Consider the following 11728-nt stretch of genomic DNA (forward strand, 5'->3'; position numbering starts at 1 on the left):
AATAAGCGTGCGGATACCATAATACCGGGGTAAGAATCTTGAGGTTCTTACCCCGGAAGTTTAACTCAAAAGCAGGTGCTCTATGAGGCATGCGCAGAGAATAATAGTCACGTATAGGTAGTCAACACCCGCTATATGACGGTTATGTAAAGATTTACATAGTTTTCATATAGGGTAACCTAATCTACAATTTATGTGTATATAAATTTTCGCATACATAAGACATGATGCCAGAGAGGAACATAATGTCCGCAGAGACTACTCTTCGCCCCCTGCTTGCTCAGTACATCCACGAGGCGGATTCGCTGGATACCGCCTTTTCCGAGTCTACGACCGACCTTTTTTCTCTGGGGATGGACTCAATGGGCGCTTTTGCCCTGCTCGATGACCTCGCGGGCAAGGGGATTACTATCGAATTCACTGAATTGGTAGAAAACCCGACCGTCGAATTTTTGCTCAATCGCATCAGCTAACTTTGACGAAATCGGTACCTGTATAAGGCCGATACTCACCCAACCAGCACACGACACCGCCTGAAAGAATAGACCGGAATATGAGCATCACCGAGCATAGTGGGTCCAAGCATGACTGGATTCCCCTGACCAAAAGCGCTCAAGGTATTTATCTTGCCGCTATTATCGATCCCAAAAATCCCTGCTATAACACGGCAGAGATCATGGAATGCCCACCCGAGACGAATCTTGATTACCTGCGTGAGGCATTTATTCAGCTCTACCGTGAAAATGAAGGTTTCCGGGTGCAGACGCGCGTGCAGACTGGGCGTCCAGAGCAACGAGTCATGCCACTTGATGAGTTTCTGACTAATCTTGAGGTACTTCCGGTAATTTCCCTCCCGACTCAGGAAAAAACGGAAGAGCAGAATCCCGTTCCGGCAACGGTGCGTGATTGGGCATCCGAGCTGATCCGCGAACCGCTGATCACCGATGCGGGTGTTACGGTACGCTCCGCTGTCACATACTACGGGGGTAAACTCTGGGTTTACCACAGCTTTAGTCATGTGGTGGCAGACGGTTTTGCGGTGTTTAACGCTCTGTCTCGCGTAGCAGCTATCTATCGTGCTTTGAGCGCCGGAAAACCTCTGCCTACTGTTAAACGCGCCTCTCTAATGGAGCTTCTTCGGGCTGATCACGCTGCCGAACATGCCCGAGAAGAGGACCTGGCCTTGTGGACTTCTGAGCAAGTGGAAGTACTTAGCCAACCCGATACATCGCTGGCAGCACGAAGTGCATCACCGGCACCACAGGCCTTGCGTGAGGTACTGACCCTGCCTGATAAATTACAGCGAGATATGCTGGAAATTGGCAAAATGTACGGAACCTCCTGGCCCGTTACTGTAACCGGTGCCGTAGGGTCTTATCTGGCCCGTATTGGTGGGCATAGAAGCGCTGCTTTTGGTGTACCCCAGATGAACCGTATATTTGGGGCTCAGGTTCCCGCAGAAACCCGTGCTCTCGGCAAGACCAGCACTCAGACTGGAACCACCGCCGTGAACGTGCTTCCTGTACAGGTTTCAGGTATGGGAAGTATTGCACAGGCACTCGATAGCGTAAAGAACCAGTATGCACGAAACGCCTCACATCCGCTTGCTCGACAAGAAGACCTAGAACGTTTAGCGCAGTCCAATGACAGCCGCCTCTTTGGCGCCCAGATCAACGTTATACCGTTTGATGCCGCTTTACCGCTAGGTGCACCTACCGAAAACACGCCTGCTTCTGTGGGGTATATTCATAACATATCTGCGGGACCAGTTGCGGATATGACCATTACCCTGCGAGGCATACCCGGGCGCGGTCACACAATTTCTGTAGAGCTTGATGCCAACCCGAACCTCTACACCCATGAGCACGTAGAATTTCACGCCCGGCACCTACAAAATTGGTTGGAATCTTGGGCTCAGGCTGCCCTTGAGGAGCGGTCGATGGATACCCTGACGACTGCGTTACCGCATGAGGTGGAGCTGCTGGAATTGTTTAACGCTACCGCGCATCCGATAGAGTATAAAACTTTGCTTCAGCGTTTTCAGGGTGCGCTCACACGCTACCCGAACGAACCCGCACTCTACGCCTGCGCGCCGGATGAGGACGGTACGTTGTCCCCGCAATCTCCGCAGGCCTATGAGTTTTCGCAGGTACTCACGTATCACGAGCTGGATGTGCGAGCCCGCGCCCTAGCAAAGGCGATGCTGGAAGCTGGCGTCTGCCCTGGAACTGCTGTAGGCCTACGTTTTCATCGAGGACTTGAACAATATATCGCCTTATATGCGGCGCTCTATGCAGGGTTTGTCTATGTGCCGATTTTGCCGGATCTGCCCGCCGAACGTGTGAGCTCCATGGTGGAAGATGCGCAGTGTTCGGCGCTTGTGTATGGTTCCGGGCTGAGTCCTATTGCAGAGGCCGAGCTAAAACCAGCGAATACGCAGAGTTTGTGCGGGCTGCAGCAACTTGAATTTACTTCCTTAACTGCTCCTGTCGGAGAACCTCTAAACCTTGTAGATGTTCCCGAGGCAAAAACATTCCCGGGTATCGGCACAGCACTGGGTGATACCGCGTATATCTTGTTTACCTCGGGTTCGACAGGGCGACCCAAAGGTGTTGCGATTAGTCATCGTTCCATTGATAACCGGTTACGCTGGCAGCAGTCACAGATTCCGGTCGGCGCATCCACACAAGACCGTGCGGGGGACCGCATCTTACATAAAACGCCTATATCGTTTGATGTTCATGTGTGGGAGCTTTATTGGCCGCTTCAGGAAGGGGCCGCCGTCGTTATTGCCGCTCCTGATGGGCACCGGGATCCGGCCTACCTGGCGCGTGTTATCGCCGAACAGAACGTTACCTGTCTGCATTTCGTACCCACGATGCTCACCGCTTTCCTAGAGTCTCCCTACGCTCAACGTACTTTAGCTGAAGCAGGTTTTGGATCGGGGGAGCAGCGACACCATGTGCGCTATCTTATCTGCTCGGGCGAGGCACTTCAGAAGGATCATATTCTCAGCGCGCATAATATTATGGGTGTTTACCTTTTAAATCTTTATGGACCTACGGAAGCCGCCGTCGATGTTACCTTCTGGGATAGCTCCCAAAACCCAGAGTGCAGTACTGTTCCTATCGGCCAGCCCGTTTGGAACACCCAAACCCGTATTCTCGACCAGGCTTTACAGCCGATACCGCCCGGATTCGTAGGGGAACTCTACCTTTCGGGTGCACAGCTTGCTGTGGGGTATCAGAACAATCCCGAGGCAACTGCACAAGCCTTTATCTTGGACAACGCTACGGGGGAGCGGCTTTACCGTACTGGCGATCTTGCCGAGTGGAACCTCACCGCCACAAACCAGGAACCCGGCACCCTGGACAAAAACCCTCGCGGAGTCATCCTCTACCGTGGTCGTGCCGATTACCAAGTAAAATTACATGGGCAACGTCTAGAGCTTGGCGATATCGAAACTACACTCTCCCACGTTGAGGGAGTCCATAGCGCCGTCGTTTTGCTCTACACGAAGATGCCCGAACCTGCTCTCGCGGCGTTCCTAGAGATAGGTGACGTTTCTGAAACAGAACGCAACCGTATCGTTGCTCAAGCTCGCCAACATTGTGAGAACACCTTGCCGGACTATATGGCACCGCACCTATGGCACACCATGGCTCAGTTCCCGGTTAGCCCCTCAGGCAAGACAGATCGCAAAAACCTGGCACAGATCGAGTTTACCTTTGATACCAACACCGCAGACGGCCCCCATGGACTTTTAGAACAGCAAATTAGCGAGATTATCGCGGGTGTGCTGGGACGCTCACAATTCGGCGTAACCGAAGACTTCTTCGTAGCGGGTGGTAACTCCCTTGCGGCACTCTCCGTCATCGCCAAGATTGAAGAAAACCTTGGAAAGACGCTCAGTATTGGTGCCCTCTTCGCTAATCCCACGGTCAAGGGGCTCGCTGCGGTCTTGAACGAGGATTCTCCTGATATCGAGTTCGCCCCGGTTCTGCCTCTGCGTGAGGTGGACTCGGCGGACTTCGCAACATCGAAAAATACCGTACCGCTCTTTATCCTGCCGCCTGCCGGCGGCCTGGGATGGTGCTATGCCGCCTATCTGCCCTACATACCCGGGCATCCGTCGGTTTACGCACTGCAACATGAGGCATTCACGAACCCAAATGCTGGCTACGCCCAGAGCCTTCGTGAACTCGCCGAGGGGTATCTTGCGCGTATTCGTGAGACCCTTGAGGAACGTCAGCTTCCATCACAATTTTCCCTGATGGGCTGGTCCGTTGGCGGTACTGCCGCCGTCGAGGTAGCCGCGCTTGCCGAGACTGCCGGTTACGATGTACAACAGGTTACGCTTCTGGATGCATACCCCGTCGAACAGTGGCAGGGGATTCCTGAACCGGACGAGCAAGAGAGCTTTCGTGCCCTCTTACGTATGGGCGGTCTTCCCGAAGTATCGGCGCAGACCGTTCTTGACTTGCCACAGACGCTCGAACGACTGCGAGATGCCGGGTCGGCTATGGGATATCTACCCGAAGACAAGCTAGAAGTATGTTTGGAATCTATGCGTGCCTCTGCCGCCCTTATGCGCGGCTCGAACCACCTTAACTTTGGCGGAAAAGTCGTATTGATTGGAGTGAGCCATGACGATCAACCCTATCTGGATGCGCACGGCTGGGAGCCTCATGTGGGCTCGTTCCGTACCGTCACGTTGAAGAACGGTACCCATCCCGATCTGGTGAACCCGGAGCGCATTCCTGAAATTATTGCAGAAGCCTTCTAAAAGCGCCCTATGGGTATTGGGGGAAGAACAGAGACATCAACAGCACCACGCTAGGAGTTCGGCATAGGTCACGCCTGCGGGCCTTTTGCACTCTATGAAGGCTCAGCAGGAACCTTCCTAAGCACCTTCGCCAAATGCGAGGCATCAGCGGTAGTGCGTCCATCCTCGGGTTGAGGGAAACGCACCCCGCAGGTAGTCACATGATGTTCCGCAGACATAGGTGCCTGAGGATACGTCCCGGGTTCGCCTACCGTCAGGATCCTGCCTAGAGTTCCGTTACCGGCTACCGGATATGCTGTATAACCGTCCGCACCCGTGCGGTACGCGACCGCCAGCATTCGGTACCGTTCATGCTCGGATCGCTGCATTAAATCTTCACAATACGTGGTGTACCTGCCATCAAGGGTTGCGACCAGAATGCCTCGGGAATACAGCATCATATCTGGTTTCGCAAAGGCCACACCCTGCTGGCGACCCTCAGCATTGCGGTGATAAAGCATACCAACGGGGCTTTCCACACGCACTTCTAAACCGGTATCCGTGAGGGCCCGCACCAACATTTTTCGCCATAATGACGAAGTATCAAATTTAATATTTGCCAGCACACCCGCTTCATACGGACTATCGCTTAAACCAAAGCCATATTGTTGCGACAAAATAGATTGCGCATATTGGTAAGCGCGCAAAGTTTGTGCCGACAATCGCATAGCAAAAGCAGGGGAGAGCGTTTCGGTCAGCAGACTACGAATATTCTGCGTGCTCACATCACGCAACACAGACTCGTACCCTAAAGCATCGTCGACGACCTCATTATCGGCGGCATGAGTTGCCACCTGCTGTAATCCGGCGCGGATCATTTGCCATAAATGCGTATCTGTCGTCAGAGAATCGAACTCGCAAACAACCCCAATACGTCGGTTAATCCGCCGGTTTACAAGCTCGCGTGGAAGCATACGACCACGCACAAAAAGTAATTCATCCACCTCAGGCTCAAAAACCGGACGACGATGCGCCAAAGCCTGCCCGCTTGAATCAACAAAAACGCGGTACATAGCCTCTTTGAGCGAAGGAATATGCGGAAAAAGTTCGGAACCCTGCGGGGTAATGTCACGATGTCCCTGAATAATTGCCTGTTCCTCATGATGCTCTGCCAGCATACGCCATAACAAAGAAACCTTCTGCCAGCCAGTACCTTGACCACCTGCCGAAAAGTCCATATTCTCACGGGCTGTAGCCGGTCCTAAAACCCGTCCACAAACCGTAGCAGCCACTGCATAGACAGGCTTTTCAGGGTACTCCAGCGCTGTCCACAGTGGATCTGAGGCACCGCCCTCATTATCATCATCATGCGGCGGCAGGGCAGAGCCCGAAACCGTCTCTAAATACCCAGCCCAAGGCTTCGGAAGCACCAGAATCTCAGTCTCATAGACATAGAGAGATAACGTACCGTCATCGCTATGCTCGTAAAGCGAAGACTCAGGATCCTGCACGGAGGAGAACTGTCCGCCTGCCTCAGGGGCGATTTTCACATTAAAAGGCGCAATAACCTCCGGCTGCTCAGCCGATACCCATTGTTTGCACCAGAGCTTGGGCAGCACATGGATAACCAGAGTATGCACGACACCCGGCTGAGGATGCGTGTGTTTTAGGATCGTAACGCCGACACCGTTACCGCGCGCGCTCGCTTGAAAGTAGCGAACTTCACTCACCACTCGTTACTTCCAACCAGGGAATTTGACCTGCGGGCTTAGGAGCAGAAGGCAGACCGGGACCGCTCCATGAACCAACCACGCGTGGGCGGCTGCCGAGTCGCTGGCCCACCATCTTGACGGATAGCCCATTGATAGAACCGATCTTTTCGAGAATGCCGGAACTGATATTGAAAGTCGCTGCAATTTCCGCAAGCTGGGTTAACAAAGCCCGTGCAATGTCTTCGGGGGTGGAATTTCGAGAGAAGAAATAGGAATGTCCTAGACGTGCATCCGGGCCAACCTCGGATTCAAGAATGGCGTTAATATCCGCATACCGTTCTATAACGATGTCTAATTCTTCAGAAATAGCACCTCGTTCAGCTTCAAGCTCTGTACGCAAATCTGTTTCATTGTGAGGATTCATTTCCATCCAGATAAAGCGACGGCGCAAAGCCAAATCAATGGTACCCACAGAGCGGTCGGTAGAATTCATAGTTCCCAGAATGTGCAGGTTATCTGGAACTACTAAACGGTTATATATTTTACCCTGATAATAAAGCGGAGTTTGCAAAGTCGCATAGGTGAAACCCTGGGGAATATCCGCATCAGCTGCAAATACTGAACCGTAAAGTTTTTCACGATGATCCTGAAGTTTTTTTACGGAAACACGCTTTGACGTTTCAATAACGAGCATAAGGTCGCCGAAAACACGGGAGGTATTGGCGCGGTTAATCTCGTCAATGAAAAGCAGATGTGGTGTCGTGGGGTTCTCAACAGCTTTTCGGCAGGCTTGAAGAAATACACCTTCGTGAGACACAAATTCAGGCTCATCTTCTTGGCGTGAAAAGTTTGGACGCAGACCGCTCACGAACTCTTCGTAACTCGTGGACGGGTGGAAGACTACCGTTGTAATGTTGGCCTTGCCGTACCCAGTATCCTCACGTGAGAGAGTATTGATCTGGTAAGACTTTCCACAGCCCGCGACTCCCTCAAGAACAACACATTTATTTTTAAAAAGAGATTTTGCAACAGGCCCGGTGGGATAAAACCTGCCGCTTTCTTCTTCAACTGCATTGAGGGTATTCTCAAAATCTTTAGGCGTGGGTTTTTTCCGTTGAGTAGGCGGTTTTCCGATTAAAGGTTTAATATGCTGCGAAATGAGATCCTGAAGTTGTACAGGAACTCGGGAATATGGCATTCCGGCAGAATTTCCAAAATAGATACAAATACGAATATCGCGGTATATGGAAAACTTTTTTACGGTATCTTGTGAACGTTTATGGGCTTCCTGTACTGCGGTATTAAAAAGAGGAATGCACTCCACAAGCTGGAGTGCAGAAATATTAGGGTTTTGATTCTCGGCAGCTTTAATTTGACGATCGATAATACGGTTCATGCCACCCGGAAGCAGGTTGTCATGGCCATCAAGGATCATACGCAGAGTTTCCCGAAAACCTTGCCAAATATTCTCGTAGAAAGCATGTTCTGTTTGAACGATAGTGTCGTTGTATTTAAAGGAGTAATATACCTGCACGCTACCATTAAAAGGTTTACTCGGTAGTATTTGAGTATTCTTTTGTTGTGCGGATTTAATTTTCTCGACAAAAGTATAAAAAGATACAAATTCGGAATCGTGGATACTTTCTCCAAAAGCCCACGACGATGTAATCTCCGCGTCTATACTTTTAAAGTTTGCCTGGAGGTTGTTAGACACTGAAGTCCCTTGGTGATTGTGGTGATTCTGACCTTCCAATTATATACCGAGACATGGAGTAAAAAATATCATCAAAACATATTTATTTGATAAAGCTCCACCTGTGATAGAAGCCCCTCGGAAGTTGTACTGGACGGTTTTCAAGGGTAAAAAGTTCCCTCGCTCTTGCACCGTACAAGAGCGAGGGAACCAGTTAATTTGGCTTTCCGCTGAAAGCCTGGCTAGAACACAATGGAACTAGTCATCGATATGTGTTGCCTGAATTGCGTTAACGTTATTCAGATCGTACTTGGCAAACGCCTTGGCAGCCGCATCGGCGGGCACCTTACCGTCCTTTGCCAACAGCTGCAGGGCACGAACTACCATTGACTGAGCATCAATGTGGAAGAAGCGACGTGCACCGGGGCGGGTATCCGCGAAACCGAAGCCATCGGCTCCCAGAGTTGCAAAATCGTTCGGGAGGAACTGGCGAATCTGGTCAGGCATAGCCGACATGTAATCGGAGGTCGCCACAATAGGACCTTCAGCACCGGCAAGCTTCTGAGTCACGTAGGGTACACGTGCAGGCTTATCGGGGTTGAGTAAGGTTTCTTCCTCAGCAGCAAGACCTTCGCGGCGCAACTCGTTCCACGAGGTTACCGACCATACATCAGCCGAAACGCCCCAGTCCTCAGCCAAGAGTTTCTGAGCTTCCAAAGCCCACGGTACAGCAACACCGGAGGCGAGCAGCTGAGTCTTGGGTCCGGAGGTAAGCTCAGAATCCTTGAGCTTGTAGATGCCCTTGAGCAGACCATCAATATCCAGGTTCTCGGGTTCTGCAGGCTGGTGGATCGGCTCGTTGTACACGGTCAGGTAGTACATGACATCGTGATCTTCATCGAGGTTACCGTACATCTGCTCAAGACCACGCTTGACGATGTGCCCGATCTCGTAGCCGTATGCAGGGTCGTAGTGCTTCACTGCAGGGTTAGTGCTTGCCAGGATAGGGGAATGGCCATCCATATGCTGCAGACCCTCGCCGGAAAGCGTGGTACGACCCGCAGTAGCGCCGATAATAAAGCCTCGTGCCAACTGATCGGCAGCAGCCCAGAAAGCGTCGCCGGTGCGCTGGAAGCCGAACATCGAGTAGAAGATGTAAATCGGGATCATCGGCTCACCGTGTGTATCGAAGGAGGTACCGGTCGCGATAAATGCTGCGGTTGCACCAGCCTCGTTAATACCTACATGCAGAATCTGACCCAGCGGCGACTCCGTGTAGGAGAGCATAAGCTCATGGTCAACAGGAACGTAGTTCTGTCCGTTCGGGTTGTACAGCTTAGCTGAGGGGAAGAATGCGTCCATACCGAAGGTACGTGCCTCATCGGGAGTAATAGGCACGATACGGTGGCCGAAGCCCTTGACTCGCATCAGGTCTTTCATAAGGCGCACGAATGCCATCGTGGATGCGGCAAGCTGCTTGCCTGACCCCTTCTTGGTACCCGCGTAGACCTTGTCGTCCGGCAGTTGAATCTCAGGCTGAGTATTGGGGCGACCGGGGAGGAAGCCACCGAGCTCTTCGCGGCGCTTGAGCATGTACTGAATTGCCGGGTTGTCCTGACCGGGACGGTAGTACGGTGGGTTGTAGAGGTCCTTCTCCAGCTCTTCATCAGAGATCGGGATGTTCAGATGGTCGCGGAAGCCCTTGAGCGCTTCCATGGTGAACTTCTTGATCTGGTGGGTCGAGTTACGCGACTCGAAGTAGGGACCAAGAGCGTAACCCTTAATGGACTGTGCCAGAATAACGGTCGGACGTCCCTTAGTCTCCAGCGCTTCTTTGTATGCAGCGTAGATCTTCTTGTAGTCGTGACCGCCGCGGCGAATAGCCCAGATTTCGTCATCGGTCAGGTCGGCAACGAGCTCCTTGGTTTCGGGGTACTTGCCGTAGAAGTGCTCACGGATGTAACCGCCGTCTTCACCGCGGAAGTTCTGATAGTCGCCGTCCAGAGTCTCGTTCAGCAGCTGGATGAGCTTACCGCTCTTGTCCTTAGCGAGAAGCTCGTCCATCTCGGAGCCCCAGACAACCTTGATGACATGCCATCCGGCACCGCGGAAGAACCCTTCGAGCTCCTGGATGATCTTGCCATTACCACGCACGGGACCATCGAGACGCTGCAGGTTGCAGTTCACTACAAAGGTCAGGTTGTCGAGTTTTTCGTTAGCCGCGAGCTGCAGTGCACCGCGTGACTCGGGCTCATCCATCTCGCCATCGCCGAGGAATGCCCAGACGTGTTGCTGTGAGGTGTCCTTGATACCGCGGTTCTGCAAGTAGCGGTTAAAGGAAGCCTGGTGAATAGCATTAAGGGGGCCTAGACCCATCGATACTGTGGGGAACTGCCAGAACTCAGGCATGCACCGGGGGTGCGGGTAAGAGGGAATGCCGTGCTCGCCCTTGGTCTTCTCCTGACGGAAGCCATCCATGTCCTCTTCGCTGAGGCGGCCCTCAACGAAAGCACGCGCATAGTTACCGGGAGAGGCGTGGCCCTGGAAGAATACCTGGTCACCGCCGCCGGGGTGATTGCGTCCGCGGAAGAAGTTGTTGAACCCAACTTCATAAAGATCAGCGATACCTGCATAGGTGGAGATGTGTCCACCAACACCGATGCCCTGTTTCTGTGCGCGCTGCACCATAATGGCAGCGTTCCAGCGAATCCAGTTACGGTATTGTTCTTCAAGGTCAGCATCGCCGGGGTATTCAGGCTGCTGGTCGACTGCGATGGTGTTAATGTAGTCGGTCTTGGTTAGAACCGGTACCTCAACGCCTTTCTTGCCTGCTTCCTGAATTAGGGATCGCAGGATGTACTCCGCACGTTCGGTGCCGTGAGTTTTGATGAGGTCCTCAAGGGACTCGGTCCACTCCTGGGTCTCCTCAACGTCGACGTCCTTGAGGCCGTCAAGTAGAGTACTCAGGGAGTGTTCGTTCGGTACGTTAGCCAAACTAATCCAACCTCTCTTCTTATCCAATTGTGAAGGCGCTTATGGCGCTGGTGCGAGGCACCCTTCGGTAAGCATGCGCACAGTGTTCTAGGAGCATACTTCTTTCTCTACTATCTTAGACCTTATTTTGATCTCCGATGACTGTTTTTGAGGTTTTTTCGTTGGAGGCTTTGGGTTATGAATGAAAGTGGGCAGGTTGGTGCGATATTCCGCGGTAAGAATTTTTGCCTAAAATGTGCAAATTTCCCGATATAGGGGCTTTCCTCCTTAAAATTTGACACCTTGAGGCATGTTGTTATTTGTGTTTATGTGGTTTTATGAGGGGTATAGTCATGGGGTGAAGGCTTTGAGGGCGTAGTAACCACTATCTAATTCTGATGTGACATATAACATGCACATCTCAGTTGCGAGTACATGAGAAACCCCGTATAGTATTACCTTGTTCGCAGGAAAACAAAGGTTTTATCGCGAAAATTGGGTCTTTAGCTCAGCTGGTAGAGCGCCACGTTTACACCGTGGATGTCATCGGTTCGATCCCGGTAGGACCCACATATAAATCCCGTA

At 52.1% G+C, this 11728-nt stretch carries 5 protein-coding genes and 1 tRNA gene; 3 read left to right on the forward strand and 3 right to left on the reverse strand.

Translation table 11 applies throughout. The features are described 5' to 3' along the window. Positions 1 to 245 precede the first annotated feature (245 nt). Together HMPREF2981_RS07825 and HMPREF2981_RS07830 are read left to right on the forward strand one after the other, a co-directional pair. A complete protein-coding gene (locus HMPREF2981_RS07825; protein WP_246825398.1) occupies positions 246 to 473 on the forward strand; it encodes a phosphopantetheine-binding protein in 228 nt (75 codons plus the stop codon). An 80-nt stretch (positions 474 to 553) separates the two neighbouring features. Further along, positions 554 to 4786, forward strand: coding sequence for a non-ribosomal peptide synthetase (locus tag HMPREF2981_RS07830; RefSeq protein ID WP_070662152.1), 4233 nt, complete (start codon positions 554 to 556; stop codon positions 4784 to 4786). A gap of 92 nt (positions 4787 to 4878) precedes the next feature. Here HMPREF2981_RS07830 and HMPREF2981_RS07835 read toward each other — a convergent pair whose 3' ends face one another. The 3 genes from HMPREF2981_RS07835 to aceE form a co-directional block, all read right to left on the reverse strand. After that, complete coding sequence (locus HMPREF2981_RS07835; protein WP_246825399.1) at positions 4879 to 6495, reverse strand: McrC family protein; 1617 nt, start codon at positions 6493 to 6495, stop codon at positions 4879 to 4881. Next, positions 6488 to 8191, reverse strand: a complete 1704-nt coding sequence (locus HMPREF2981_RS07840) for an McrB family protein (RefSeq protein ID WP_070662158.1) — start codon at positions 8189 to 8191, stop codon at positions 6488 to 6490. The genes HMPREF2981_RS07835 and HMPREF2981_RS07840 overlap by 8 nt, the downstream gene beginning before the upstream one ends. A 237-nt stretch (positions 8192 to 8428) precedes the next feature. After that, on the reverse strand, positions 8429 to 11164 hold the full coding sequence (gene aceE, locus HMPREF2981_RS07845; protein ID WP_070536065.1) for a pyruvate dehydrogenase (acetyl-transferring), homodimeric type: 2736 nt from the start codon (positions 11162 to 11164) through the stop codon (positions 8429 to 8431). A 476-nt stretch (positions 11165 to 11640) separates the two neighbouring features. Here aceE and HMPREF2981_RS07850 point away from each other — a divergent pair. Continuing rightward, positions 11641 to 11713 (forward strand) — tRNA-Val (locus HMPREF2981_RS07850). The last annotated feature ends 15 nt before the right edge of the window (positions 11714 to 11728 follow it).

The sequence above is a fragment of the Rothia sp. HMSC069C01 genome (genome assembly GCF_001814655.1).
GTDB classification, from domain to species: domain Bacteria; phylum Actinomycetota; class Actinomycetes; order Actinomycetales; family Micrococcaceae; genus Rothia; species Rothia dentocariosa.